The sequence below is a fragment of the Rhodococcus sp. NPDC127527 genome (genome assembly GCF_042672245.1).
GTDB lineage: Bacteria > Actinomycetota > Actinomycetes > Mycobacteriales > Mycobacteriaceae > Rhodococcus_G.
On the sequence record NZ_JBHXVP010000001.1, the window covers coordinates 415,683 to 441,148 of the forward strand.

A 25,466-nucleotide genomic window follows, 5' to 3' on the forward strand; every position below is an offset into this window, starting at 1 on the left:
GTCGCACCCGTCGGCTGCCCTATGCTCACCCGGGACCTTGGGAGGGATCGACGCGGTGACGGCACAGGCGGGCACGGAGACGGACACGTCCGAACGGACGGCGACACCCCGGAAGCGGGGACGCGGCCTCCCGGACTGGCTCGTCGCACTCGGTGTCGCGCTCGTGACCGCGGCGATCGCGACGATCGCCCAGTGGCGAGGGCACTTCTTCTACTACGTCGGTGACCAGCACGAACAGTTCGCCCCGCTCTGGCACGTGTTCGGCGACAGCCTGCGGGCCGGGCAGTGGCCGACGATGGATCCGGCGGGCTGGATGGGCGGCAACTACGCCGCCGAGGCACTGACCGGCATCTGGAACCCGGTCAACCTGGCGAACTTCGTGCTGATCTCCCACTTCGACAACCTCTCGCTGGGCGCATTCACGGTGATGGTGGAGATGCTCGCCATCCTCTCGGCCGGGGCGTACCTGCTCGCCCGCGAGTACGGGGCGCGTCGCGTCGCCGCGGTGATCGTCGCGACCGCGCTGCCGGTGTCGGGCTTCACGCTCTGGTACGAGGCCTCGGGCTGGCCGGCCGGTCTGATGGCCTTCACCTGGGTCACCCACTTCTGGTGGTCCGCGCGCCGGCACTCCCGCGGCGCGACGAACCCCTTCGTCCCGTTCCTGTTCGGTGCGCTCGCGATGACGACGGGCAACCCGTACGCGCCCCTCGGCCTGGTGGTCGTGCTGGCGGCGATCGCGGTCGAGTTGCTGGTCCGACGGCGCTACGTCCGGCTCGCCCACCTGGTCGTGATGGGTGCCTGCGTCGGCGCGGTCGCGTTGTTGGTCTTCCTGCCGTTGCTTGGCACCAGCGAGGTCACCACGCGGGAGTCGCTGGCGGCGCTGTCCAACGACACCTTCCTGGTGCCCGACATCGGGGACCTGGTCGCGGGCAGCGTGCCCACCTATCTGCCGTCGATGTCGACCTGGGCCGGGGGACGGCTCGAGTCGATCCCGAGCACCTACTTCGCCTGGTTCCTGGCGCCGCTGCTGCCGTGGCTGCGCTGGCGCACCGCCCGCGCCCGCGCCGGGACGCTGACCAGCCTGTTCGCGGTCGGTGGTTTCTACCTGCTCGCCACCCTCGCGCCGTCCAACCTGTGGCTGTTCCGCTGGCCGGTGCGGCTGGTGGAGTACCTCTACCTGGCCGGGGGCGTGCTGTTCGCGGTGGTGCTCTCGGCCGGGCTGGCCACCGACAACGTGCGCAGGCGGGCCGGCGCGACCGCCGCGCTGGTCGCGGTCGGCTTCTATCTCGCGTGGGCGGTGCGCCCCGACGAGATCCTCGTGCACCTGCTCGGCCTGGCGATCGTGGCGGCCCTGGTCGCGGCGCTGCTGGTCGCCTACCGCCGGGTCGGACTGCGCGGCCTCGGCGCGGTGGCGGTGCTGGGCACCGCGGCCGTGTTGTTCCTGCAGAGCTCGTCGTTCCCGGCCGCCTGGCAGGACAAGAACAAGCCCGTCGTCGCCGGCCGGGTGTACCCGGCGTACGACCTGAACCGGATCGCCGCGGGCACCGAGAAGTACCGCGGCACCGTGCTGCAGCTGGCCTCGCTCGACGGGGTCACCACCGAGCAGATGCGCGACGGCGAGATCATGTTCGGCAACCTGCCCCGCGCCGCGGGGATCCAGTCGGTGGCCAGCTACACCGGCATGGGATTCGTCGACTTCGCCGAACAGCTGTGCATGGACTACCGCGGGGCCACCTGCCGTGACGCGTTCGACCGTGTCTGGCGGCCGGCGGACGCGTCGACACCGGCGCCGCTGATCGACGTGATGGGCGTCTCCACGCTGGTGCTGCAGCGCTCGCAGCTGCCCGAGGCCGCGGCCGCGGACCCGCCGCCGGGCTGGCACCGCGCCTACGACACCCCGGTGCGCGCGGTGTGGATCCGCGACGAGGTGCTGCCGTCGGACAGCCGGCTCACCTGGGCCTCGCCGGGCGTCGACGCGCACACCGTGGACTACGCCCCGCAGCGGGAGGAGGTCCACTACGCCGCGGCCGAGCCGGGGCGGGTCGCGTTCGCCCGACTCGCCTGGCCGGGATACACCGCCGCGGTGGACGGCCGCCCGGTCGAGGCGGCGGAGGGCCCGGCCGGCCTGCTCGCGGTCGACGTCCCGGCCGGCGAGCACACACTGACCGTCGAGTTCGCCACGCCCGGGCTCCGGTTGGGGTTCGCGGCGCTGCTCGCGGCGGTGCTGATCGTGGTGGTGCAGACGGCGGTGTGGTGCTGGCGGCGTCCGCAGCGTTCGCCGCGGCTGAACACCCCCGGCGGCGATTGATACCCTGCCACCCAGGGAGAACCCCGAGTTCGATCCGTACATGCGGTTGTGGAAAGCGGTAGGAGCACTATGAACGAGTCTGCGTCGGTCGCGCCTGTGGACGGGAGCACTGCCGCTGTTCGCAGCGCTCTGCACGACCATCGTGGCCAGGGCAGGCTCGTGCTCGCCCGCGGCGTGTTCACCGGCCCCACGGCCCGTGTCAAGGACGCGCTCTACGCGAAGATCGTGGCGGGCAAGGCGCACCGCGAGCGGTTCTCGATGCACCTGGAGAAGGGTGCGACGGTCTCCACCGACACCTACTTCGGTGACTTCCCGGCCAGCTACTTCCAGCGCTGGACCACCGTCACCGAGGTGACGGTCTCCTTCGCCCACGAGACCGAGGGTTCCGCGCGGGTGCTGCTGAGGGCGTCCGACTCGGCGGGCAATGCGCGGACGCTGAGCACCCGCGAGGTCAGCGGCCCCGGCACCGTCAGCCTGACCGCGACTCTCGACGCCTATCTCGACGGCGGTTCGCTGTGGCTCGAGTTCACCGCGGTCGACGGCGGCCTCACGGTGCACTCGCTCGCGTGGACCGTGCCCGCCCCCGAGGTGATCCGCCCGGCCGCGATCGCGATCTGCACCTTCAACCGCGCCGACGACTGCGCACAGACCGTCGCGGCCATCGCCGGTGACGCCGAGATGTCCGCGGGGATCGACGCGGTCTACGTCGTCGACCAGGGCTCCGACCACGTGTCCGACCGGGCCCTGTTCGCGGAGGTCGCGGACACCCTCGGGGACAAGCTCGTCTACCTGCGCCAGCCGAATCTCGGTGGCGCGGGCGGGTTCACCCGCGGCATGTACGAGGTCTCCGAGATCAACGAGCACGCCAACGTGATCCTGATGGACGACGACATCCTCTGCGAGCCCGAGTCGGTGCTGCGGATGAACGCCTTCGCCAACGTCACCGCCGAGCCCACGCTGGTCGGTGCCCAGATGCTCTACCTGATGAACCCGCAGAACCTGCACGTCAGCGCCGAGGAAGCGGACCTGTCCAAGCTGAAAGCCGGTCGCTGGGCGGCGAATTCGCTGCACGATGCGAATCTGCTCAAGAAGAAGCAGAACAAGCGGGTCGACGCGGGCTACAACGCGTGGTGGTCGTGCCTGATCCCGGCGGAGGTGGTCGCCCGGATCGGCCTGCCGATCCCGATGTTCTTCCAGTGGGACGACATCGAGTACGGCCTGCGGGCCCGCGGTGCCGGCTTCGTCACCGTCACCCTGCCGAACGCGGGCGTGTGGCACGCGGACTTCCACTGGAAGGACCGCGACGACTGGGCGAAGTACTTCTCCATCCGCAACTCGCTGATCGCGGCCGCCCTGCACAGCGACTTCGACGTGAAAAACCTCAGCAAGCTGATGACCCGCGAGATCAGCCAGTACCTGGTCTCGATGCAGTACGGCTTGGCGTACACCATGATTCGCGGCATCGAGGACTTCCTCACCGGACCGTCGGTGCTCGAGGACGGCGGCCAGGCGGTGCTCGCCTCGATCCGCAAGGAACGCGGCCGCTTCCCGGAGACCGTCAAGCACCCCGCCAACGACATCCCGGGCGTGCGGCAGGCGGACATGGTGGTCCGTCGCGCCGGCTTCGAGCCCGAGAAGACCCGGCTTGACGCTGTGCTCGCGAAGCGGGCGGCCTACCAGTGGCTGGGCCGGACCCAGCACGGGGTGGCCAACATCCCGGCGGGGGAGGCCCACTGGTGGCACGTCTCGCTGTTCGACACCGCGGTCGTCACCGATGCCTCGCAGTCCGGGGTCCGAGTTCGCCGCCGCGACAAGGAGACCGCCCGCGAGCTGACCGCCCGCACCGCGAAGCTCATGAAGCGCTTCCGGGAGCAGGGTCCGGCGACGCAGGCGCAGTTCCGTGCGGCGCTTCCGCAGCTGACCAGCCGGGAGAACTGGGCGCGCCTGTACGGCAAGTAGCCCTTGCCCGAGTCCGTCCGGACCCGACGGTGGGACGCCCTGGTGGTGGGCGTCCTGGCCGTCGTGGTCGGCGCGGCCGGGAGCTGGGTGCCCTCGTTCTGGTACGACGAGGTCGCGACGATCCACTCGAGCGGACGTTCGCCGGACGACCTGTGGCGCCTGCTCGGCAACATCGACGCGGTGCACGGCCTCTACTACGCCGGAATGCACTACTGGCTGGACGCCTTCGGACCGTCCGAGTTCTCGGCCCGACTTCCGAGTGCGCTCGCGGTCGGTGCCTCGGCGGCTGGGGTGGTGGTCCTCGGCGCCCGGTTGGGCACCCGCCGGCTGGGGGTGGTCGCCGGCGTGGTGTTCGCGGCGCTGCCCCGGGTGGGGTGGGCGGCGGTGGAGGCCCGCGGCTACGCGTTGACCGCCGCGGCCGCCGTGTGGCTGACGGTGATTCTCGTTGCGGTGCCCGCTGTTCGGGGCCGGTGGCGGCGGGCCGCGGCCTGGTCCGGGTACGCGGTGGCCCTGGCGGCGTCGATCGTGCTGTTCGCCTACCTCGCGACCCTCGTCGCGGCGCACTTGCTGACGATGTTGACGCGCAACGACTTACGGAGATCCTGGCGCGGCTGGACCGTCGCCGCCGCCGCGGGGACCGCCGGTGCGGCGCCGTTTCTCGCCGTGGTGCGGGCGCAGTCCGGGCAGGTGGGCTGGATCCCGCCGCTGGATTCGCACCTGCCCCGGGCCCTCGCCGAGTACCAGTGGTTCGTCGGCGCGCCCTGGCTCGCCGTCGCCTTCGCCGTCCTGCTCGTGGTCGCGGGCGTCGCCACCGCGCTCCGTGGCGGGGACGGGACGTGGCGCCGGGTCCTGGCGGTGGCGGTCCCCTGGACGGTGGTGCCCACCGCGGCGCTGCTGGTCTACTCGGTGGCCCGGTCTCCGGTCTACCTGGACCGGTATCTCACCTTCACCACCCCCGCGGTCGCACTGCTCGGGGGTCTGGCCCTGACCAGGATCACCCGGCGATGGTGGACGACGACGCTGACCCTGGCGGTGCTGACTGCGCTCGCCGTGCCGGGCTACCTCGCCCAGCGCGGACCGTACGCCAAGCCGAGTGGCATGGACTTCTCCGAGGTCAACCGGTTCGCCGGCGAGCACCTGCGGGCGGGGGACTGTGTGCTGTTCGGTGCGGCGGCGTGGAACCCGGCGCCGCAGAGGTTGGTCGAGGACGTGCGCCCCGCCGCGTTCGAGGGCACCCGCGACATCGGCCTCGGCCGCACCGCGGCCGGCACCGGCTGGCTGTGGGACGAGGAACGTGCGGTGACCGACCCGATCGAACCGTTGACGTCCTGCGACACCCTCTGGTACTTCACCGATCAGGAGCGCGCCGCGGCCCGCACGGTCCGGCACACCTCCAACGAGCTGTGGACCCTGCCGCCGTACCACCTCGAGGACACCGACCAGTTCGCCGAGTTCACCCGTGCGGGGCTGCGGCTCGAGCAGCGCTGGGAGTTCAACACGACGCAGGTCGTGCTGTTGCGAAGGTGAATTCGCGTCAGCCGGTGACCCGGACGACGACCTGCTCGTGGTTGCCGGTGTAGGCCAGGTACTCGAAACGCACGCCGGTGCGGTCCACGAACTCCGTCCATGCTCGGTACTCGTGCTGCTGCCAGCCCGGGTAGTTGAAGAACTCGTCGAACACCAGCACGGTCCCCGGCCGGAGCCGGTTGCCGATCAGCCCCAGCACCGTTGCGGTGGAGGAATACAGGTCCGCGTCCAGGTGTGCGAACGCGATCGGCCCGGGATGCGAGGCGAGAAAGCCCGGCAGGGTGTCCTCGAACAGGCCCTCGACGATCTGGGCGCCGGGCACCGCGGGCACCGACTCCCGGGCGAACTCGCCGGCCGGGAACCCGGTGCGCCAGGCCTCCGGCAGTCCGGTGAAGACGTCGAAACCGAACACGTCGTGGCCCGCCGGTCGCAGCATCTCGGCGACGATCGTCAGGGTGGTGCCGCTCGCGACGCCGAATTCGAGCGCGAGGCCGTCGCCGCGCACGAGGTCGAGGGCGTAGCGCAGCGTCTCGTGCGGATCCCAGCGCACCTCGGCGGTCGGCATCCGGTCGAGCACGAACGCGGCAGTGTCGGCGGCGGCCCGCACGTCGAGGGCGTGGGTGATGTCGCGGCGCTCCCGCTCCTCGAGCTCCGCGAGGCGTTCTCCGACGGTCGCGATCTGAGTCCGGGCCAGGGCGAGTTCGCTGAGCACCCGCGCCAGTTCGCCGTTGGTGGCGGACAGTTCGGCCAGCACCTGGTCGTGGCGGACCTCTTGTTCCAGCCGGGTCTGGACGTTGGCGTCGTGAACCACCTCGGCGACGGCACGTTTGAACTTGAGCCGGGCCGTGTGGCGAAAGCTTCTGGTCATCCGATTGTCCGCCTCCTCGTCGATCGTCCACTGCCGTCGATCGGATGTCGGGTCGGGCGGGTCCGCCGGGCCGCGCCGGACGCCCCCGGGACAAACGCTACCCGTGCGTCCCGGGGACCGGCGGCAAGTGACGGTGACCGGCCGCGACAAGTCGACGACAAGTGCGGCGCGGGACGCGGGTGCGTGGTCGCCAAAAAGGTTCCGAGAGAAGTGTTCTCCCATGACCTTCAGGAGGTGCCTGCCGTCGGGGTGCCGAGCCACGACTGCGCCGACTACTGCAGACAAGGCCGGGCGAGCAGCGCAGTCACGGCGAGCAGCGCAGTCACCGAGAGGCGAGGCGTTACCACGGGCGTTCGAAACTACGGGCGTTCGAACCTCTCCCGACGCCCGAGCCCACGCAACCGCATCCACTCGCGGAAGCCGCGGACGTCGCGGCGCTGGACGAGGAAGAACCAGCCGAAACGGGCGTACTCCTGTGGCAGCAGCTTGCGCATGCCGGGCTGCGACATCAGGTAGCCGCGGTTGCGGTAGGTGAAGAAGCGCTTCGTCTCGTTGTCCGGGAACTGGGTGTGCATCCGGCCGCCGAGGATCGGCTTGAACTCGTCGGCGCCGTTGGGGTGCACGTACGCGGTCTGCAGGCAGGTGCCGAACGGCAGCCCCGACCGCACCAGCCGCCGATGGACCTCGACCTCGTCGCCGCGCACGAACAGTCGCAGGTCCGGGACGCCGACCGCGTCGACGGCGGCCGCCGAGAACAGCGACCCGTTGAACAGCGACGCGATGCCCGGCAGGAAGTCGTCGTCGCCGAGTTCACTGCGGTGCCGCCGCCACTCGAGGCCGCGGCGCAGCGGGAAGGCCAGGCGGTCCGGATCGTCGATGTCGCACACCACCGGCGAGACCTCGGCGAGGCCGTGCCGGGTGGCGCAGTCGAGGAGGGTGGCGAGCACCTCGGGGCCGTCGGGGCGGCCGTCGTCGTCGGCGAGCCAGAGCCAGTCCGCGCCCAGCGAGAGGGCGTAGAGCATGCCGAGCGCGAAACCGCCGGCACCACCGAGGTTGTGCTTGGACCCCAGGTAAGTGGTCGGGACGTCGGCGCCCTCGACCAGCGCCCGGACGGCGTCCTCGTCGGCGTTGTCCACGACCACCAGGTGGTCGAGCGGTCGGGACTGGGTGGCGAGCACCTTCAGCGACTCGGCCAGCAGCTCGCGCCGCTTGTGGGTGACGACGACCCCGACGACGAAATCGCTCACGCGCTCTGCTCGCGTTCCAGCTCGGCGATGACGTGCCGGACGTGGTCGGCCGCGTCGTCGCCCTCGTAAGCGCGCACGACGTCCTCGATGTCGCCCTGCATGCGGATCTGCCCGTGGTCGATCCACATGGCGCTGTTGCACAGCTGCGCGAGGAACTCGTTCGAGTGGCTGGCGAAGACCAGGATGCCGGAGCGTTCCACCAGGGCCTGCAGCCGGACGCGGGCCTTCTTCATGAACTCCGCGTCAACCGCGCCGATGCCCTCGTCGAGCAGCAGGATCTCCGGGTCGATCGAGGTGACGACGCCCATCGCGACCCGGACCCGCATGCCCGTCGAGTACGTGCGCAGCGGCATGTTCAGGTACTCGCCGAGCTCGGTGAACTCGGCGATCTCGTCCATCTTCGCGAGCATCTGCTTGCGGGTCTGCCCGAGGAACAGGCCGCGGATGATGATGTTCTCGTACCCGGAGATCTCCGGGTCCATGCCGACGCCGAGGTCGAAGACGGGCGCGACCCGGCCGCGGATCCGGGAGCTGCCGCGGGTGGGCTCGTAGATGCCCGACAGCAGCCGCAGCAGGGTGGACTTGCCGGCGCCGTTGTGCCCGACCAGTCCGACCCGGTCGCCCTCCTTGAGCGACATGGTGATGTCGCGCAGGGCCTCGACCACGACCACGTCGGAGTCGTTGCGACCGATCGAGCCGCCGGCCTTGCCGAGGAACGCCTTCTTCAGGGACCGGGACTTGGCGTCGAAGATCGGGAAGTCGACGCAGGCGTCGTGGGTGTCGATGCTGACTTTGCTGGTCATCTGTGTCCCCTAAACCCAGTAGGGCACTCGGGCCCGGTACTTGCGCAGCGCGAACAGGGCGAAGGCCCAGCCGGCGACGGTGATCGCCAGCACGATGTACCAGTGGTACGCCTCCTGCGGCTTCCCGATCATGGGTGCGCGGATGATCTCGAGGTAGTGGTAGAGCGGGTTCAGCTCGGCCAGCTTGACGCGCTCTGCGGCCTGGCCGCCCTGGTCCTTCAGGCTCTCGGTGGTCCACATGATCGGCGTCAGCACGAACAGCAGCAGGGTCAGGCTGCCGAGGATCGGCGAGATGTCGCGGTAGCGGGTGGAGAAGATGCCGAACATGATCGACACCCACAGCGCGTTGAGCACGATCAGCCCGAGCGCGGGGATCGCCGAGAGGTCCGGCCAGGTCAGGTGCCGCCACACCCCGAACGCGAACACCATGATCACGTAGATCAGCAGGTTGTGCGCGAAGAACAGCAGTTGTCGCCACACCAGGCGGTACACGTGGACGCTCAGGGCCGACGGCAGCTGCTTGATCAGACCCTCGTTGGCCACGAAGACGTCCGAGCCCTCGAGGATCGAGGCGCTGATGAGGTTCCACACGATCAGGCCGACCGTCACGTACGGGAGGAACTCGTCGAGCGGGATGTCGAGCAGCGCCGAGTACAGCAGGCCCATGGCGGCGGCCTGGACGCCGGTGGCGATGGTGATCCAGAACGGGCCGATCACCGAGCGGCGGTAGCGCTGCTTGATGTCCTGCCAGCCCAGGTGCAACCACAGCTCGCGCTGGCCGAAGCCGTCACGGAGGTCCTTGAACGCGCGACGGAAGGTTTGCGAGTCGGAGGCCGGCGGAGGAGCGCTCTCGGCGGCCTCGGATTCGAGGGCGGATGCTGACACGGTGCCCGAGCCTACCGGTCGGGCCGTCGGGCCCGACCGGCCCGCGGCCTACAGGTACTGACCGGTACCCGGGGCGGACTGCTGACCCGGGTGCCCGTGACCCTGCCCGCCGAGCCCGGGGGGCAGCGCACCCTGACGCATCTGTTCGAGCTGCGCGCGAGCGGCCATCTGCTGGGCGAACAGCGCGGTCTGGATGCCGTGGAAGAGGCCTTCCAGCCAGCCGACCAGCTGGGCCTGCGCGATCCGCAGCTCGGCGTCCGAGGGCACCGAGTCGTCGGTGAAGGGCAGGGTGAGGCGTTCGAGCTCCTCGCGCAGCTCGGGCGCGAGGCCCTGCTCGAGTTCCCGGATCGACGACTTGTGGATCTCCTTGAGCCGGGCCCGGCTAGCGTCGTCGAGCGGTGCCGCGCGCACCTCCTCGAGGAGCTGCTTGATCATGGTGCCGATCCGCATCACCTTCGCCGGCTGCTCGACCATGTCGGCGAGCGATTCGTCCGGCTCGCCGTTGCCGTTGCCGTTTCCGGTGCCCCCGCCGGGGGCACTCGTCGGGTCGGCCGGGGTACCGGAGGAGTTGCCCAGCACGGGCCGACCGTCGGGTCCGATCACGAGGACGTGTTCATTCTCCGGTTGAGTCATGGCTCCATGATGTCGCAGGAGTGGAGCCTGCGGAACGACCCGGGGCGTTTCAGGAGTGGAGCCTGCGGAACGACCAGGGGCGTTTCAGGAGTGGAGCCTGCGGAACGACGCGGTCGACCGAACGCGACGAAACTCGGGGCCGGCCCGACTGGATCGGTATGTTGTGCCAGCTCACGTTGGTTGTTACATCTCACAATCGGTGCAACCCCATCGCGCGGTCCCGAAATCAGCACCTAGGCTGTCGGTCATGGCATACGACGTCGCCCGGGTACGGGGACTGATCCCGTCGCTCGGAGACGGTTGGATCCATCTCGACCCGCAAGCCGGCATGCAGCACCCCGACTCGGTGTCGACCGCGGTGTCGACCGCGTTCCGCGGTACTGCCGCATCGCATTCCGGCCGGCATGCGAGTGCGCGACGCAGCGCCGCGATCCTCGATGCGGCCCGTGAGGCGGTCGCCGATCTCGTGGGCGGCGACCCGGCGGGTGTGGTCCTCGGTCCCGATCGGGCGGCCCTGCTGGCGTGGCTCGCCGAGGCGTTGAGCTCGCGGCTCGGTCTGGGTACCGGTGTGGTGCTGTCGCGGCTCGACGAGGAGGCGAACGTCGCGCCGTGGCTGCGGGTGGCGAACCGGTACGGCTCGCAGGTGCGGTGGGCCGAGGTCGAGATCGACACCTGCGACCTGCCGAGCTGGCAGTTCGCCGAGCTGATCGGGCCCACCACCCGGCTGGTCGCGCTGACGGCGGCCTCGCCGATCGTCGGCTCGGCCCCGGACGTCCGGGTCGCGGCCGACCGCACCCACGAAATGGGGGGCCTGCTGGTCGCCGACGCGGTCGCGGCCGCGCCCTATGCGCACGTCGACATCAACGAGTTGGGTGCGGACGTGGTCGCGGTGAACGCGCCGAGCTGGGGCGGCCCGCAGGTGGGCGCGCTGGTCTTCCGCGACCCCGCGCTGCTCGACCGGATTCCGGCGATCTCGCTGAACCCGCACGCTCGCGGCGCGGAACGGCTCGAGATCGGCGGGCACCAGTACTCGCTGCTGGCCGGGCTGACCGCATCCATCGACTACCTGGCAGGCCTGGACGAGAGCGCCCGCGGGTCCCGCCGGGAACGGCTGGAGACCTCGATCAGTTCGCTGCAGGACTACCACGACCGCATCTTCGACTACCTGATGGCGCACCTGCGTCGGCTGCCGCAGGTGACGCTGATCGGAACCTCGCACAGCCGGGTCCCGACGATCAGCTTCACCGTCACCGGGGTGCCGGCGGAGAAGGTGTCGGAGCATTTCGCCGAACGCCGGATCGGCACCGTCGTCGGTGGTCGCGGTAGCCGGCTGCTGGACTCGCTCGGGGTCAACGAGGAGGGTGGCGCCGTCACGATCGGGCTGGCTCCGTACACCACGCGCTACGAGATCGACCAGCTCGTGCGCGCCGTCGCCGCCCTCGGCTGATCTTCCCCGGTCCTCCCGAATGGCCCATTCGTTCGGTCGATGTGAACCGGTGGGACATTCGGGAAGGCGGCGGGGGGGTGAGCGCAACCGGGGTCAACGCATGGTGAGGACCACCTTGCCGACCGTCTCGGGGGAGTCGAGCAGCGTCTGAGCGGCGCCGGCCTCGGCGATCGGCAGTTCCGCGTGCACCACCGGGCGCACCGTCCCGTCCGCGATCAGCGGCCACAGTCGCCGGGTCACCTCGGCGACGATCTCCGCCTTGCTCGACCGACCGGTCTCGGGGCGCCCGCGCAGCCCGGTCGCGAACACCCGGCCGCGCTTGGCGAGCAGCTTGCCGAGGTTCAGTTCGCCGGTCGCGCCGCCCTGCATGCCGATCACGCACAGCTGCCCGTCGGCGGCGAGGGCGTCGATGTTGCGGTCGAGGTACTGCGCGCCCATGTTGTCGAGGATCAGGTCGGCGCCGCCCTGCGGGGTGTCCCGCACCGCGGCGACGAAGTCGTCCTCGCGGTAGTTGACGGCGATGCTCGCGCCGAGTTCCCGGCACGCGGCGAGCTTGTGCTCGGACCCGGCGGTGACGGCGACGGTGGCACCGAGCGCGACGGCCACCTGGATGGCGTGGGTGCCGATGCCGCCCGCGCCGCCGTGGATGAGGACGAGCTGGCCGCCGTGCATACCGCCGATCATCACCAGGTTCGACCACACCGTGCACGCGACCTCCGGCAACGCGGCGGCCGTGGCCAGGTCGAGACCCGCGGGCACGGGCAGCAACTGGCTCGCCGGCACCGCGACCTTCTCGGCGTAGCCGCCGCCGGCCAGCAGTGCGCAGACGCGGTCACCGACCTGCCAGTCGCGCACCCCCTCGCCGAGTTCGGCGACGGTGCCGGAACACTCGAGCCCGAGGATGTCGCTCGCGCCGGGCGGTGGCGGGTAGAAGCCGCGGCGCTGCAGCACGTCGGCGCGGTTCACGGCGGTGGCCGCGACGTCGAGGAGCACCTCGCCCGGACCGGGCCGCGGGTCGGGGACCTGTGCCCACTCGAGGACCTCGGGTCCGCCGGGCGTGGTGACGGTGATCGCGTGCATGTATCGACGCTAGCCCCTGGCGATGTCGTTCCCCCGGAGGGGCGGAGCGGCTACCGTCACGCCGGTGACCAACTTCGGCAACCTGCAGAACGAGATCTATTTCTCCGGACTGGGCGGCGCGGTGCCGCAGCTCCCGATGACCGCGGCCGGTCTCGAGGAGCTCGCCCGCGCGACACTGTCCCCGGCCGCGTTCGGCTACATCGCGGGCAGCGCGTCGAGCGAGCGGACGGCCGCGGCGAATCTGGCCGCCTTCGACGGCCACGCCATCGTGCCGCGGATGCTGCGGGGCACGGCGGCCGCGGACGCCAGGGATCTGTCCGTGGAGGTGATGGGGACCGCGCTGGCGGCGCCGGTGCTGACCGCCCCGGTGGGGGTGCTCGAACTGGTGCACCCCGCCGCGGAACCGGCGGTCGGCGCGGTGGCCGCGGAGCTGGGCATCGGCTCGGTGCTCTCCACCGCGGCGTCCACGCCGATCGAGGAGGTGGCGCCGGTGTCGGGGGAGAACTGGTGGTACCAGCTGTACTGGCCGGCCGACGACGAGGTCGCGGAGTCGCTGGTACGGCGGGCGACGGCCGCCGGCGCCAAGGCGATCGTGTTGACCGCGGACACGCCCGGAATGGGTTGGCGTCCGAGGGATCTCGAACTCGGCCACCTGCCGTTCCTGCAGGGCAAGGGCATTGCGAACTATCTGTCCGATCCGGTGTTCCGGTCGCGGTTGTCCGCGCCGCCGGAGGAGAGCCCCGAGGCCATGCAGATGGCCGTGCTGACCTGGGTCGGCATGTTCGGTAACCACTCGGTGCGCGCGGCCGACGTTGCCCGCCTGCGGGAGTGGACGGACCTGCCGATCGCGGTGAAGGGCGTGGTCCATCCCGACGACGCGCGCGCGGTGGTCGACGCGGGTGCGTCGGGTGTGGTGGTGAGCAACCACGGTGGTCGGCAGGTGGACGGCGCGATCGCCGCCCTCGACGCGCTGCCGGCGGTTGCCGCCGCGGTCGGGGACCGGGCGAGCGTGCTGTTGGACTCCGGGATCCGGTGTGGCGCCGACGTGATAAAGGCGCTGGCGTTGGGTGCCGATGCGGTGCTGTACGGCAGGCCGTGGGTGTACGGGCTGGGGGTCGCGGGCGAGGACGGGGTGCGGCACGCGTTGCGGATGCTGCTGGCCGATCTCGACATCACGCTCGGACTCGCCGGCTTCGCGAGCGTGGCGGAGGTGGACGCCTCGGCGCTGCGGTCCGTGGGGGGTTGATCGGCGGTGCTCGGACGGTTCCGGCGGGGCCGTCGGGCCCGCCCGGGAGCTCAGTACCGATCGGTATGTTACCGGCGAGGACTGGCATAATCGTATATGTGAATGCAGCGAGGGGGGACGAGCCGGGCGAGACGCCCAAGTGGCTCGACAGCGCGGAAATGCGTGCGTGGCGTGGTTTCATCGAGGGCAGCCAGCGGTTGATGGAGGTTCTCAATCGGGAACTCCAGTCTCGACATCGAATCTCACTGGACGACTACCGGATTCTGGTGATGCTCTCCGAGTCGAAGGAGGGTGCCGTCCGGATGAGCGATCTTGCCGACGGGGTGCTGTCCTCCCGCAGCAAGCTGACCCACCAGGTGCGGCGCATGGAGGCGGACGGACTGGTGGTGCGCAGTACCTGCGTCGAGGACGGCCGCGGTGTGCTGGCCGTGATCACCGACGGCGGCAGGCGGCGACTCGCGGAGGCGGCGCCCACGCACGTGGGAGGGGTGCGCCGGTACCTGATCGACCTGCTCGACGACGACGAACTGGTCGGGGTCGCGACGGTCTTCGACAAGGTCGACGCCGCCCTCGACACGAGACCGGACGCCTGAGCCCAGCGGGCCGTTCACCTCTCCGCGAGTCGTGACGATAGGATTCGCCACGGAAGCGTGGCAGAGCGGCCGAATGCACTCGCCTTGAAAGCGAGCTTGGGTAACACCAACGGGGGTTCAAATCCCTCCGCTTCCGCAGCATGGCCCCCCACTTGTTCCGGCAGGTGGGGGGCCTTCTTCGTGCGGTCTGGCGGGGCGCGTCAGGTTGCCGTTGCCAACTACTTTGCCCAGAGGTGGCGTCCCATGCCGGCCGTGGCGCAGAGCGCGCGTCGACCGAATTGCCTCGAGGTGCCGCCAGCTTCAAGGGTCGACGTGTAGAAATGTGTGATGGGACGGCAGGCGGTCGTAGTGCTCTATGTGCTCGCACTGGTAACCACGGTGGTTGCGGTGGACGTCCTGTTCTTCAGGGACAGATTCGGGGCGCGGCTGGCAGCGAATGTCGGAATCGTCCTGGTATTCACGGCCTTTTACTTCAGATTCCTGAAGAGCTCGTAGGGGACGCACCAGATCACACATATCTGGATAAGTTCCAGGTTTGTGGCAAGTGTGCGAGACGAAGAGTGCTCGGCGACGAGGTCGCCGCATGTCATCGGCGCGTCTCAGCTCCAATTATTTGTTCGCCTGAGCTGAGTCCGGGTCAGTCTCAGGTGGTGCGCGGCGGGTTTCGAGGCGCCGCCGCCGGCGACAGTCGACTTCGAACGGAGCTAGCCCAGCAGGATGACTATGCCTTTCGGGGGACCAGCGTCCGACCACGCCGTGAGCCTCCGAAGTGGAAGGTGGAGTCCTCGCAGGAGTCGGGAGTTGCAAAGGGCCCGCCCCCGCGAGTCAACTAAAGTGTGGGAAGCCCCAAATTCGCTCCTATGCAGGCATTTCGGTTCGATCGGCTTCGGCGGGGATTCCACCGGAGTGTCACCCTGCCTGGGGGTAGACGCCTCCGGTCGGCCACGCCGATGCGCAGCCGTTTCCTCCAGGATCGTCCATCAGTGCTGCTGTGTCGCTCCCTTGTGGCGCGCCGGAAACCGCTGGAGCTGCAGGTTCACGGGAATGGGTGCGATAACGGCAAGACTGGGCCAGAGTGATGGATGACCATGAGTAGCATCACTCTGGCCCACAGATCATCTACTCGGACATGAAGGCGATGGACTCCGGCGTTCTCATGCTCGCCGTGGGGGGTTGAACTGTCTTCTCGACAACCGTGAAGTCAAGGTATCCGAGGCGTGCAAGCGGACGCATCTTCTCGACGTCGAGCATACCGTCGGTGAGGAAGTTCTCATCGATGTGGATTCCGATTACCTGCGCGATCAGCAGATAGGTGGACGACTCAGGTGTCGCACCAGGCAGGAAGATCGATTGCTGAAGCCTGCATTCGAACTGCACCGGGGCTCCGGCCACGAGCGGAGCCTCGATTAGCTTCGACGGGACGGACTCCAGCCCTGCGTAGGTGAACTCACTGACCGAAGGAGGGAGGTCATGATTGGTCATGACGATCTCGTCGAAATGACGCTCGGTGGCCATGCTCCAACCCAGTTCGCCGGTTGCCATCGCATTGGCGGCGGTGTCCTTCGGGCGACCGTCCGGTTGGCAGTTCACCGCCACCGAGATCGTCGGCGGGTCCCACGTCACGTTCTGAAATTGACTGTAAGGGGCTAGGTTCGGAACTCCGTTCGCATCCACCGTCGACATCCAGCCGATAGGTCGCGGCACACAGGACGCCTTGAACGGGTTGTACGGCAGTCCGCTCGATTCGACTTCCGGCCTGTAGAACATCTGCATCTCCTGTCCGAAACCGGCAGCACGCGTGCCCGCCAGATCACTTCATTACCTGTAGCAGAGTAGCGGCATTTATCGTTCAATGTTGGACAAAGCGCGCACAGCTGACTCTTCGGCACAGGCGCCCACACGACCCATCGGATCCGATCACAGGGCGACGGCCGAGCCTGAACGAACGTTCTCGACCGTAACTGAATGAATGCAGTCGGTCGTCCCAACGCCCGATGGCTGAGGTGTTGATGAGAAGACCGACGGGATGGATGAATGAACTCACTGGCCCGGCGCGATGAATCTGCCGGGTTCGTCACCGCCGTTTCGGCGGGGAGTCTAGCCCTTCAAACAACTAGTGGGGCTGCATCATTGAGTCGCCAGAAGTAGTACACGATCCGGTTGGCGTCGACGACGGCGCAGCGGTAGAGCCCGCGTTTCGCGGCGCGGTTTCCAGTGAGGTCGGCCAATCGCAGCTCGTTCGGTGCGTGTGCGCGGCGGAGCCTCGCGCAACCAGGTCGTCGGTGGGTAGGCGGGTCTCGAGCGGCCACTTGGAGTCGCTGACGGTCACTCAGATCGACAAGCGCCCGCACCGAGAAATAGATACTGTTATTGAAGCGAACTGGAGCTCGCAATTGGACTCAGGCCAAGTGCGACTTCCGATGCACGGTAGTCGCGTTCGAGGGGCGAGGCTTCGCCACGACCAGCCGATCGAGAAACCGCAGTGGCGGGCCGGCGACATCACAGGGGGCACGGGCAACGGGTTTCAAAGACGCTTGGCCAAAGATGAGGCGCATCGCAGGACGAACCGCCCCGGCTGATGGATGTGGATGGATGGGACCTGAGCGTGGACGCAGGGTGTTCACCCAATGGATCACGATCGAGCCTGCGCGCTGATGGAACGGTCTCAGGTGGCGGTGCTCGTGTAGACGGAGATACGCAATTCGTCGTCCGGTAGGTACAGGGACTCGAAGTCGTAGGCGACGGTGCCGAGATCGGGGTGGTCGAACTCCTTCGTGGTGTGACGGCGTGGCCCGACAGCGTGACTCGTCCAGAGGTGGCGGAAGGCCGGGTCGGCCGACTCGAGTTCGGCGACCAAGTCGAGCAGGTACCGATCTGTGGGGCAGTGCGCATTCATCGTCCGCAACTGGGCGACGCTGGCCCGTGCCGTCGCCTCCCAGTCGACGAAGAGGCTGCGCGCGGCCGGGTGCGTGAAGATGTATCGAATCGTGTTGCGCTGCCGACGTGGCCAGGTCCCGATGCCGTGGAAAAGTTCGAGACCCTCGGGGTTGGCGGCGATCATGTCGCTGACCCGGTTGAGCACGTATGCGGGCGACGGGCTCAACCGCGCCAGGAGGCGCTCGATACTTGCTCGCACCGTCTCGGCGGGAGCCCGGGTCGCGGTCGTGGGAGGGTCCGCGGTCAAGGCCGCGAGGTGGTCGAGGTGGTGCCTGTCGTCGGGACTCAGCTGCAGGGCACGGGCCAGGCTCTCGATGACTGCGCGGCTCGGCCTGCGTTCGCGTCCCTGTTCGAGCCGGGTGTAGTAGTCGAAACTGACTCCGGCGATCGTCGCGAGTTCCTCCCGGCGTAGCCCGGGGATTCGGCGCAGTCCGGGACGGATGGGGAGGCCGACATCGGACGGTCGGACTGTCGACCGCCGTGATCGCAGAAATTCGCCCAGCGGGCCGGATGTGCTCACACGCCGGATTCTGCCAACACCGGGTGCGTCCGTTCCTGGGTGTGTCACTGCCAGGAACGGTTCGGCCCTTCACTTCTGTCCGGCTCGGTCCAAGACTCGTGTGAACCGAGTGGACAACAGACGAACGTGGAGGATTCAGTGACAACGACATTCGTGCCCCGCCGATGGAAGGTGTGGTTGCTGACCGTGTGCGGGATCTATCCGGTGCTGACCGTGATGGTGACCGTGCTGACCCCGCTGATGGGTGGTGGCCCGCTGCCGGCGCGGCTGGCAGTGATCGTGCCGGTGGCGGTGGCCTCCATGGTGTGGGTCGTCATGCCGTTCCTCACTCGGCGTTTCCATGGATGGTTGAGCCGGTGACCTCCGCGGCTACGACGGTCGTGAGGGGCAGGCCGATGGGGTATCGCCGGCTTGGCAACAGTGGGCTGCAGGTCTCGGAGCTGATATTGGGTTGCATGAGTTTCGGGGATCCCGGGCGGGGCAATCATGCGTGGACGCTGCCGCTCACGGAGGCGAAGGCGTTCTACCGCAGGGCCGTCGAAGCTGGCGTGAACACCTTTGACACCGCGAACATGTACTCCGACGGCACGAGCGAGGAGATTACCGGTCGGGTTCTCGGCGGGATGGCCCGCCGCGATGAACTCGTGCTCGCGACCAAGGTGTTCTTCCCGATGCGGCCCGGCCCGCACGGAGCGGGACTCTCGCGCAAGCACATCCTGTGGCAGATCGACGAGAGCCTGCGCCGCCTGGGCACCGACTACGTCGATCTCTACCAGGTCCATCGGTGGGATCCCGACACACCGATCGAGGAGACGATGGAGGCCCTCCATGACGTCGTCCGCGCCGGCAAGGCGCGCTACATCGGGGCTTCCTCGATGCACGCCTGGCACTTCGCGAAGGCGCAACATACTGCAGATCTCGGCGGGTGGACCCGCTTCGTGTCGATGCAGGACCAGTACAACCTGCTCCAGCGCGAGGAAGAACGCGAAATGCACCCGATGTGCCAGGACATGGGGGTGGGTGTACTCGCGTGGAGTCCCCTCGCGCGGGGACAACTGACGAGGCCGCCGGGCGCAACCAGTGTCCGCGCCGGCACTGACACCGTGCTGAGGTCCTACTACCGCCAGACCATCGACTCCAACCGAGCGATCGTCGATGCCGTCGGCGTCGTCGCCGAACGTCACGGGGTGTCGCGGGCGCAGGTCGGCTTGGCCTGGGTTCGCCAGCGGGGCCCGGTCACGGCGCCGATCGTCGGGGTTACCAAGCTCGAGCATCTCGACGACGCGTTGGCGTCGCTCGACCTGACGCTCGAGCCCGACGATATCGATCGCCTCGAGGCCTCCTACACGCCGCGGAGCCCCGAGGGTTACCAATAGGTTTGGGGACCGTTGTGAAGTGGTGAGGGAGGTAGGGGGAGACTTGCCGGAGATGGATGGATGGTTAGAGCTCGGCGAGCACCTCGCGGGTGTGCGCGCCGATCAGCGGCGCCGGTCGCGGCGCTCCGGCGGGGGTTCCCAGGAGGCGAGGGGTGGGGGCGGACTGCACGATTCCGTCCGCGGTGCTGAACGTGCCGCGGGCGTCGTTGTGGGGATGTGCGGCGGCCTCCGTCAGACTCAGAACCGGTGACACGCAGGCTCCCTGGCCGTCGAATGCGGCTACCCAGTCGTCGCGGGTGCGCGTGACGAAGATGGCTTCCAGTCGATCGGACATCGCCGGCCACGCCTCCCGATCCATCTGGGCGGCGAAGAGCGGGTCCTCGGTCAGGCCCAGCACGCGCAGGGTGGCTGCATAGAACTGAGGCTCCGCGCAGCCGACCGCGACGAACCCGCCGTCCGCGCAGCGATAGGTGCGGTAGAACGGCGCCGCGCCGTCGAACGGGTTCACCCCGCGCCGGTCGGACCAGTTGCCGTTGGCCATCAGGCCGTGGACCATCGCGAGTTGCGCCGCGGTGCCGTCGATCATCGCGGCGTCGACCACCTGACCGAGCCCCGTGCGCTGCGCGTGCAGCAGCGCGGTGGTGATGCCCAGAGCGAGGAGCATGCCGCCTCCGCCCATGTCTGCGACCAGGTTCAGCGGGACCGGCGGCACCTCGCCGGGGATTCCCATCGCGCCGAGCGCGCCGGTCAGGGCGATGTAGTTGATGTCGTGGCCGGGTTCGTGCGCGAGCGGCCCGTCCTGGCCCCACCCGGTGATCCGGCCGTAGACCAGGCGCGCATTGCGGGCCAGGCAGGTGTCGGGTCCGAGGCCGAGCCGTTCGGCAACGCCCGGCCGGAAGCCCTCGATCAGGGCGTCCGCGGTGTCGATGAGCGCCAGCGCGGTCTCGACGTCGGCCGGGTCCTTCAGGTCGAGGGTCAGCGAGCGCCGATTGCGGTGCAGCACCGGATGCACCGAGGGCCGGCCTTCGAGTGCTCGCCGGTCGATCCGGATCACGTCCGCGCCCTGGTCGGCGAGGAGCATGCCGCAGAACGGTCCTGGCCCGATTCCGCCGAGTTCGACGATGCGGATGCCGGCGAGAGCCCCGGTGGGGGTGGTGGGCATGGTGCCTCCGAGACGGGCAGATTCCAAGGGTCGCAACACAGCTGGTGACGAAACGAAGATAGCCCGGTCCGATCTTGCTGGCTGGGGTTTGTCTTGTTTCGGACTACGACGAGCTGGGCGCGTAGTGGCTCGGTTCGATGTGCCGACGAGAGTGCCCACCCGCCGGTGACTCTGGAGGAAGTCGTCGGTGGGTGGGCACCTTCTTCGTTCCCGGGGTGGCGGCGCGCATCCGCTTGATCCGGGAGCTCGTGGGTCGGGCGTCGCGGTTAGGTCTGGTCGTCGATCTCGGCGATCGCGGCGTTCTTCTTGATCGAGTCGATGCCGTTCTTGGCCGAAGCCTTGCTTTCGTAGGCCTCACCGACGGCGATGATTTCGCCGTTGCCGGCCTTGAGTCGGAATCGGTACTTCTCGGCCTTGTCCTTGTACAGTTCGAACTTCGGAGCCACTGCGATACCTCGACTTTCACCTCGAATGGGGGTGATACCTGTCCAGCGAAGAGTAAGTCGCGGGCGAGCGACATTCGGGCGAACACGCCGAACCTGTGGTGCTGAAATCCACCCGTTTCGAGAATTGGTGGAGATCTAGTGTGCGGCGGCGAAGGCCTCCTGGATCTCGGCGGAGATTCGCCCGCGTGATGAGACGTTCAGGCCGTTTGCTGCGGCCCATTCCCGGATAGCTTTCGTCTGATCCGGGCTACCGGTTGATCGCGGTGTTGCTCTGCGCTGGTTCTTCGTTCCGACCTTGGTGGCGTGGGAGATGTAGTAGTCGAGTTTTCGGTGGAACTCGGTCGCATTCTTCGTGTTGAGGTCGATCTCGTAGCTGGTGCCGTTCACCGAGAACGTGATGGTTTGTCCGCCGCTGTCGATGGGGGTCTGGTCGATGTCGTCGATCAGTTGGACGATGGTTTTGCGGGCCACAGGTAGTTCCTCCGTCGAAGAAATGCGATGCGAATATTCGCAGCGTACCGGCTCGGGTGGGTGGCTTGATCATGCTGTGTCATGCTCGGACGAATTCTCGGTCGTGACGATGCCCGCACAGTGGGAATCCGGGCTGTACGGCTCATCGACGTCGGTAGTCCGGGCTAGTGTCCGGCGTAGCCGAGTTATTTTGCACACCTGTTCGGGGGGAATCAGGATGGCAGAGATGGTGAGCGCTACACCCCAGTCCTACTCGAGTTTGGTCGCATCACTGACCCGACGATTTCACGGTGGCGTGGACCTGCGGGGGGAGGAGGGCCTCGACTTCCTTTCGGCCTGGTGCACGATGGTTGCGGAGAAGCCGGACACCTTCACCGCGAATGTGAATACATGCGATTTCGATTCTGTGCGCGTCAGCCGGATCAAGACGTCGGCGGCGACAGGGATCAGGGGTTCGAGTTTCCACAGTGACGAACACAGCCCATTCCTGGGGATATCGTATGTTCGTGGCGGGAGTCTGCTTTTCGATCAGAACCGAAACACGGTGCGTGTGCGCCCGGGGGAAATGATCCTGATCGACTATGCCTCGACTTTTCACGCGAAGATGCTGGACCAGCTCAACTGCGTGTTTACCTTCGTTCCTCACGATCTCCTGTCTGCTCGCAACATCGGTAGCAGGCGTCTGGGTGGAACGGTACTTGCGGCAGCGCCACTCTCGGCCGCTCTGGGAGTGGTCCTCGAGAACCTCTTACACCCGTCTGAACGACCGGCTGTCTCCCGCCGCCACATAGAATCCGCCGTGCTGGACCTGTCTCTGGCCATCCTCCACGAGCACGCCGCCGATTCCCTTGCGCCGGAAGAGATCGCGTCGGGAACGCTCACGCGGGCCATCGACTTCATCGACACGCACTTTTCGGACCCGTCGTTGAGCGTGACCCACGTGGCGGCAAGCATCAATGCCAGCCCTCGCTACCTTCACAAACTCTTCGAGACGGAGGGCGAGTCCGTGTACGGGCGGATCCGGCGCCGCCGAATCGAGTACGCCGTCTCACTGCTAACCGACCCCGCCAGCGCCTACATGCCCATCAGCAAGATCGCCGCGGTCAGCGGGTTCACCGGTGGCAGTCAGTTCAGCCGCACGATCCGTGAAGCTACCGGGCGTACGCCCCGCGAACTTCGTCACGAGGCTTCCTGACGACAACGCGGTTGCCCGACCACGCTCGACCGCCAGGAGCCGGCACTGAGGACGCGGGAAAGCAACGTGTTCAGCAAGATCCCGACGTCGTTGCCCGCGCCGGCTCCGTTGGCGGTGCCGTTGGCGTTGCCGCTGAGCGCACCGTTGGCGTTGCCGCTCAGTGCACCGTTGGCGTTGCCGTTTCCGTTGAAGCTGAGGATGTTCAGGTTGATGACGATGTCGCCCTGGTTGGTGCCGCCGTCGATGACGACCGGCCCGGCGCCGCCATTGACGAGGCCACCGTTGTATCCGTTCTCACGGCCTTCGATGACGGCAGCGTTGTTGATCGGTTCGGCGAGTGCGGTCGCGGCCGCGGGCCCGCGATGGCGGCTGCGGCCAACGCGGCGACAGCGGCGGTGAGTCGGAGTCCCAATGGGGTTCCCTTCGTTCCTGGAGGGGGTGTGGATCGGGGCGTGTGGTGCTGCCATCGCGGCGCTCCACACGCCTGCGTTCGTCTCGCTGGCATCCGGTGCCCGGTACCGCCGCAGGCGTGTCGGTCAGAGCAGCAGGATGAGGAGGATTCCCGCGCCGATGAGAAGGCAGACGGTGGCGGCTGATCCGACAGGCCAGAGCGCCGGTGGGAGCGGTTCGGGTTGGGTTGTCGGTTGATGCGGGGAGTCGGCGTAGTACGGATCGTTCATGTGATGGCCTCCGTTTGCCCGTCGTTCGGCGTGGGTAGAGGATGACCGGAGCGTGCGCCCTGTGTGGGTGTGCACGCTCCGGTCATCTGTGGGCCTAGAGGCGACAGGGATAGGTCAGCAGGTCGACGGTGCCGGCTTGTGCGCGAACCGATCTCCGCTGTAGTCGAGCAGCTGTCCCCAGTGGGCGATGCTCACGTCGACGTGACCGCCGGGAACGATCTGGTAGTCGACAGTGGCGCCGGCCGCGCAGTACTTGCCGACCATCGCGGTGGTCGAGTCGGGCGGCACGATTCCGTCCTCGCTGCCCTGCACGATCAGCATCGGCACCTTGGGGATCTGTCCGGGCCGGGCGGCCTGGTTCAGTTCACCGATCGCAACGGCCTTGGGCCAGTGCGGGATCGGGTCGTCGGACTCGGGCCAGTTGGTCAGGCTCTGGAGCGTCTGGGTGCCGTATCCGTCGGGGCTGAGCCCGTCACCGAGCATGCAGGCGTCGCCGAACTTCTTGACCACGTCCTTGCCGTGCTCGGTGAAGAATCCGTTCGGGTCCGCCTCCTGCGGGTACTCGCGGAACAGTGCGACGACCGCGGCCATGTAGAAGAACGAGGTGTTCTTGCCGTTGTTCTGCCGACCGGTGGCGAGGATGTCCAGGGGAGGGCCGGCCATCGCGGCACTGATCACGTTGAGCTCCGGCGCATAGGTCGGCTGGAGCTGGGCGCCCCAGGCGGTGGCGTGGGCGCCACCGGACTGACCGATGAGAGCGACCTCGGTGCTGGCGGGCATGCCGAGGTTGCTCTCGGTTGCCCGGATCCCGTCGAGAACCGAGTGACCCTCGGTGTTCCCGGCGATGAACGAGGCCAGTGGCCCGTTGTGATCGGGCACCGACACGGAGTAGCCGCGAGCGAGCGACTCCTGCAGGAACGGCAGCGCCACGGTCAACGAGTTGATGAGGTTGCCGCCGTTGAAGATCACCGACGGTTGGCACTTCATGCCGAGGCTGTTCGTCGCGTGCTGGTAGGAGAGCAGCTTCCCGGCCCCGACGCAGTCCCCGCCGGCCGCGGAACCGGACGAGCCGGCCGAACCCGACGAGCCTGCGGACCCGGACGATCCGCCACCGCACCCGTCGGGGGTGAACACGGTGGTTACCGTCAGGATGGGCTGGTCCTTGGAGTTGAGGGTCTTGTAGGCCAGTTGCTTGACCCGGCCGCCGATGAGCGGGATCGGTTGCGCGTTGCGCTGTCTGACGATCGCGCCGTTCGGCAGCGAGGCCAGGTTGGGTGGGGGTGTGTAGAAGGCGTCTCTGAATCCGCCGCCGCTGCTGCCCACGCTGCCGAGGGAGCCACCTCCGCCGGAGAAGTCGCTGTTCTGTCCGTACAGCCAGTCCAGGCTCGGATCGCCGGTGGGGTTCGCCGGGGCTTGGGCGTTGGCGGTGGCTCCGGGCGCGGCGATCGCCATCGCCACCGCGGCCGCCACGACCGCTGTTCTTCGCATCATCGTCAGAAGGTTCTTGTTTGACACAGGGACAACACCTTTCCGAATCGGTTTTCGACGCAGCATCGGTGTGAAATTCGCCGTGAATACCTGGTGCGGACCGTTCAGTGGCGAATGCATAAAGTTATAGACCAAGAGTTATCCGGTGTCCGCGGTATCGCCGGATTCATCTATCGAATGATTTGGCCGTAGTGGCTCCTTGTCGAGGTCTCAGGGCGAGGTCAGTGGAGGTTTCCGATGATGAGTGTCCGGGACGACGTGTCGAATCCGCGCGTCGACATGGGGGAAGAATAGACATCTCGCGCACGCCGTTTGTGCATTTCGCGCACCCTTTCGCCGACCAGCAACAATGGGGAAGTAGAGTCCCCGATTGCGGACAATGAAGACCATCCGATAAATGCTCTCCAGCACGCGACTCGGCATCGAAATCTGTCATATGCCACTGATCACGCGACCGGTGGCTCGTTCACGGCACTGGGAGAACCCCCATCGCCGTCGCCCTCTTCACTGTCGACCGCGCACCCTTTCGCGATCGACACCACCGTGGCGTCACTACGAGGAGATTCCGCAATGTCACTGTCGACCACTCGCCTCA

The 25,466-nt window shown here is 68.0% G+C and carries 22 protein-coding genes and 1 tRNA gene; 10 read left to right on the forward strand and 13 right to left on the reverse strand.

What is annotated here, in order from left to right:
* Positions 1 to 55 precede the first annotated feature (55 nt).
* The 3 genes from ACFVH2_RS01905 to ACFVH2_RS01915 all read left to right on the forward strand — a co-directional run bounded on the left by ACFVH2_RS01905 (position 56) and on the right by ACFVH2_RS01915 (position 5,794).
* Positions 56 to 2,308, forward strand: coding sequence for a hypothetical protein (locus ACFVH2_RS01905; protein ID WP_378421007.1), 2,253 nt, complete (start codon positions 56 to 58; stop codon positions 2,306 to 2,308).
* Between the two features lie 69 nt (positions 2,309 to 2,377).
* On the forward strand, positions 2,378 to 4,267 hold the full coding sequence (locus ACFVH2_RS01910; protein ID WP_378421009.1) for a glycosyltransferase: 1,890 nt from the start codon (positions 2,378 to 2,380) through the stop codon (positions 4,265 to 4,267).
* A 3-nt stretch (positions 4,268 to 4,270) separates the two neighbouring features.
* Entirely contained in the window at positions 4,271 to 5,794 is a 1,524-nt protein-coding gene (locus ACFVH2_RS01915) for a mannosyltransferase (RefSeq protein WP_378421011.1), read from the forward strand.
* Between the two features lie 7 nt (positions 5,795 to 5,801).
* Here ACFVH2_RS01915 and ACFVH2_RS01920 read toward each other — a convergent pair whose 3' ends face one another.
* The 5 genes from ACFVH2_RS01920 to ACFVH2_RS01940 form a co-directional block, all read right to left on the reverse strand.
* Positions 5,802 to 6,662, reverse strand: coding sequence for a class I SAM-dependent methyltransferase (locus tag ACFVH2_RS01920; protein ID WP_378421013.1), 861 nt, complete (start codon positions 6,660 to 6,662; stop codon positions 5,802 to 5,804).
* Between the two features lie 359 nt (positions 6,663 to 7,021).
* Complete coding sequence (locus ACFVH2_RS01925) at positions 7,022 to 7,909, reverse strand: glycosyltransferase (protein WP_378421015.1); 888 nt, start codon at positions 7,907 to 7,909, stop codon at positions 7,022 to 7,024.
* Positions 7,906 to 8,712, reverse strand: coding sequence for an ABC transporter ATP-binding protein (locus tag ACFVH2_RS01930; RefSeq protein ID WP_378421017.1), 807 nt, complete (start codon positions 8,710 to 8,712; stop codon positions 7,906 to 7,908). Before ACFVH2_RS01930 ends, ACFVH2_RS01925 begins: the two co-directional genes overlap by 4 nt.
* A 9-nt stretch (positions 8,713 to 8,721) precedes the next feature.
* A complete protein-coding gene (locus ACFVH2_RS01935) occupies positions 8,722 to 9,597 on the reverse strand; it encodes an ABC transporter permease (RefSeq protein WP_378421019.1) in 876 nt (291 codons plus the stop codon).
* 48 nt (positions 9,598 to 9,645) lie between these two features.
* Complete coding sequence (locus ACFVH2_RS01940; protein WP_378421022.1) at positions 9,646 to 10,230, reverse strand: bacterial proteasome activator family protein; 585 nt, start codon at positions 10,228 to 10,230, stop codon at positions 9,646 to 9,648.
* 247 nt (positions 10,231 to 10,477) lie between these two features.
* On the opposite strand from ACFVH2_RS01940, the gene ACFVH2_RS01945 reads away from it, so the two are divergent.
* On the forward strand, positions 10,478 to 11,677 hold the full coding sequence (locus tag ACFVH2_RS01945; RefSeq protein WP_378421024.1) for a cysteine desulfurase-like protein: 1,200 nt from the start codon (positions 10,478 to 10,480) through the stop codon (positions 11,675 to 11,677).
* A gap of 93 nt (positions 11,678 to 11,770) precedes the next feature.
* Here the strand turns inward: ACFVH2_RS01945 and ACFVH2_RS01950 are convergent, their stop codons facing one another.
* Positions 11,771 to 12,757 carry an NAD(P)H-quinone oxidoreductase gene (locus tag ACFVH2_RS01950; RefSeq protein ID WP_378421026.1) on the reverse strand — a complete coding sequence of 329 codons (987 nt, stop codon included), beginning with the start codon at positions 12,755 to 12,757 and terminating at the stop codon, positions 11,771 to 11,773.
* Between the two features lie 64 nt (positions 12,758 to 12,821).
* On the opposite strand from ACFVH2_RS01950, the gene ACFVH2_RS01955 reads away from it, so the two are divergent.
* The 3 genes from ACFVH2_RS01955 (at position 12,822) to ACFVH2_RS01965 (ending at position 14,732) form a co-directional block, all read left to right on the forward strand.
* Positions 12,822 to 14,003, forward strand: coding sequence for an alpha-hydroxy-acid oxidizing protein (locus ACFVH2_RS01955; RefSeq protein ID WP_378421028.1), 1,182 nt, complete (start codon positions 12,822 to 12,824; stop codon positions 14,001 to 14,003).
* 158 nt (positions 14,004 to 14,161) lie between these two features.
* Positions 14,162 to 14,596 carry a MarR family winged helix-turn-helix transcriptional regulator gene (locus tag ACFVH2_RS01960; protein WP_378421391.1) on the forward strand — a complete coding sequence of 145 codons (435 nt, stop codon included), beginning with the start codon at positions 14,162 to 14,164 and terminating at the stop codon, positions 14,594 to 14,596.
* A gap of 51 nt (positions 14,597 to 14,647) precedes the next feature.
* Positions 14,648 to 14,732: transfer RNA gene (locus ACFVH2_RS01965), tRNA-Ser, on the forward strand.
* Between the two features lie 983 nt (positions 14,733 to 15,715).
* On the opposite strand, the gene ACFVH2_RS01970 is transcribed toward ACFVH2_RS01965, so the two are convergent.
* Positions 15,716 to 16,363: a flavin reductase family protein gene (locus ACFVH2_RS01970; protein WP_378421030.1), complete on the reverse strand. Its 648-nt coding sequence runs from the start codon at positions 16,361 to 16,363 to the stop codon at positions 15,716 to 15,718.
* 898 nt (positions 16,364 to 17,261) lie between these two features.
* Positions 17,262 to 18,053 carry a helix-turn-helix transcriptional regulator gene (locus ACFVH2_RS01975; protein ID WP_378421032.1) on the reverse strand — a complete coding sequence of 264 codons (792 nt, stop codon included), beginning with the start codon at positions 18,051 to 18,053 and terminating at the stop codon, positions 17,262 to 17,264.
* A gap of 138 nt (positions 18,054 to 18,191) precedes the next feature.
* Here ACFVH2_RS01975 and ACFVH2_RS01980 point away from each other — a divergent pair, with 138 nt between their 5' ends.
* Both ACFVH2_RS01980 and ACFVH2_RS01985 read left to right on the forward strand, forming a co-directional pair.
* A complete protein-coding gene (locus ACFVH2_RS01980; protein ID WP_378421034.1) occupies positions 18,192 to 18,413 on the forward strand; it encodes a hypothetical protein in 222 nt (73 codons plus the stop codon).
* Complete coding sequence (locus ACFVH2_RS01985; protein WP_378421037.1) at positions 18,359 to 19,429, forward strand: aldo/keto reductase; 1,071 nt, start codon at positions 18,359 to 18,361, stop codon at positions 19,427 to 19,429. The genes ACFVH2_RS01980 and ACFVH2_RS01985 overlap by 55 nt, the downstream gene beginning before the upstream one ends.
* 64 nt (positions 19,430 to 19,493) lie before the next feature.
* Here the strand turns inward: ACFVH2_RS01985 and ACFVH2_RS01990 are convergent, their stop codons facing one another.
* From ACFVH2_RS01990 to ACFVH2_RS02000, 3 genes are all read right to left on the reverse strand, one after another.
* Positions 19,494 to 20,591 (reverse strand): CaiB/BaiF CoA transferase family protein, encoded by a 1,098-nt coding sequence (locus tag ACFVH2_RS01990; protein WP_378475683.1) that lies wholly within the window; start codon positions 20,589 to 20,591, stop codon positions 19,494 to 19,496.
* A gap of 266 nt (positions 20,592 to 20,857) precedes the next feature.
* A complete protein-coding gene (locus ACFVH2_RS01995; RefSeq protein WP_378421041.1) occupies positions 20,858 to 21,037 on the reverse strand; it encodes a YegP family protein in 180 nt (59 codons plus the stop codon).
* A gap of 135 nt (positions 21,038 to 21,172) precedes the next feature.
* Positions 21,173 to 21,508 (reverse strand): Lsr2 family protein, encoded by a 336-nt coding sequence (locus ACFVH2_RS02000; RefSeq protein ID WP_378421043.1) that lies wholly within the window; start codon positions 21,506 to 21,508, stop codon positions 21,173 to 21,175.
* A gap of 217 nt (positions 21,509 to 21,725) precedes the next feature.
* Between ACFVH2_RS02000 and ACFVH2_RS02005 the strand changes: the two genes are divergently transcribed.
* The gene (locus ACFVH2_RS02005) at positions 21,726 to 22,703 is read left to right on the forward strand and encodes a helix-turn-helix domain-containing protein (RefSeq protein WP_378421045.1); all 978 of its coding nucleotides are present in this window, start codon (positions 21,726 to 21,728) and stop codon (positions 22,701 to 22,703) included.
* Here the strand turns inward: ACFVH2_RS02005 and ACFVH2_RS02010 are convergent.
* Positions 22,688 to 23,170: a hypothetical protein gene (locus ACFVH2_RS02010; protein WP_378421047.1), complete on the reverse strand. Its 483-nt coding sequence runs from the start codon at positions 23,168 to 23,170 to the stop codon at positions 22,688 to 22,690. The genes ACFVH2_RS02005 and ACFVH2_RS02010 overlap by 16 nt on opposite strands.
* Positions 23,171 to 23,497: 327 nt before the next feature.
* Entirely contained in the window at positions 23,498 to 24,874 is a 1,377-nt protein-coding gene (locus ACFVH2_RS02015; protein ID WP_378421049.1) for a lipase family protein, read from the reverse strand.
* Between the last annotated feature and the right edge of the window lie 592 nt (positions 24,875 to 25,466).

Excerpts from the sequence above, each read along its gene's own strand:
- ACFVH2_RS01910 (WP_378421009.1), top strand. The coding sequence starts at position 2,378 with ATGAACGAGTCTGCGTCGGTCGCGCCTGTGGACGGGAGCACTGCCGCT.
- ACFVH2_RS02010 (WP_378421047.1), bottom strand. The coding sequence starts at position 23,170 with ATGGCAGCACCACACGCCCCGATCCACACCCCCTCCAGGAACGAAGGG.
- ACFVH2_RS01950 (WP_378421026.1), bottom strand. The coding sequence starts at position 12,757 with ATGCACGCGATCACCGTCACCACGCCCGGCGGACCCGAGGTCCTCGAG.
- ACFVH2_RS01930 (WP_378421017.1), bottom strand. The coding sequence starts at position 8,712 with ATGACCAGCAAAGTCAGCATCGACACCCACGACGCCTGCGTCGACTTC.
- ACFVH2_RS01960 (WP_378421391.1), top strand. The coding sequence starts at position 14,162 with ATGCGTGCGTGGCGTGGTTTCATCGAGGGCAGCCAGCGGTTGATGGAG.
- ACFVH2_RS02015 (WP_378421049.1), bottom strand. The coding sequence starts at position 24,874 with ATGATGCGAAGAACAGCGGTCGTGGCGGCCGCGGTGGCGATGGCGATC.
- ACFVH2_RS01940 (WP_378421022.1), bottom strand. The coding sequence starts at position 10,230 with ATGACTCAACCGGAGAATGAACACGTCCTCGTGATCGGACCCGACGGT.
- ACFVH2_RS01990 (WP_378475683.1), bottom strand. The coding sequence starts at position 20,591 with ATGCCCACCACCCCCACCGGGGCTCTCGCCGGCATCCGCATCGTCGAA.
- ACFVH2_RS02005 (WP_378421045.1), top strand. The coding sequence starts at position 21,726 with ATGGCAGAGATGGTGAGCGCTACACCCCAGTCCTACTCGAGTTTGGTC.
- ACFVH2_RS01970 (WP_378421030.1), bottom strand. The coding sequence starts at position 16,363 with ATGTTCTACAGGCCGGAAGTCGAATCGAGCGGACTGCCGTACAACCCG.
- ACFVH2_RS01945 (WP_378421024.1), top strand. The coding sequence starts at position 10,478 with ATGGCATACGACGTCGCCCGGGTACGGGGACTGATCCCGTCGCTCGGA.
- ACFVH2_RS01920 (WP_378421013.1), bottom strand. The coding sequence starts at position 6,662 with ATGACCAGAAGCTTTCGCCACACGGCCCGGCTCAAGTTCAAACGTGCC.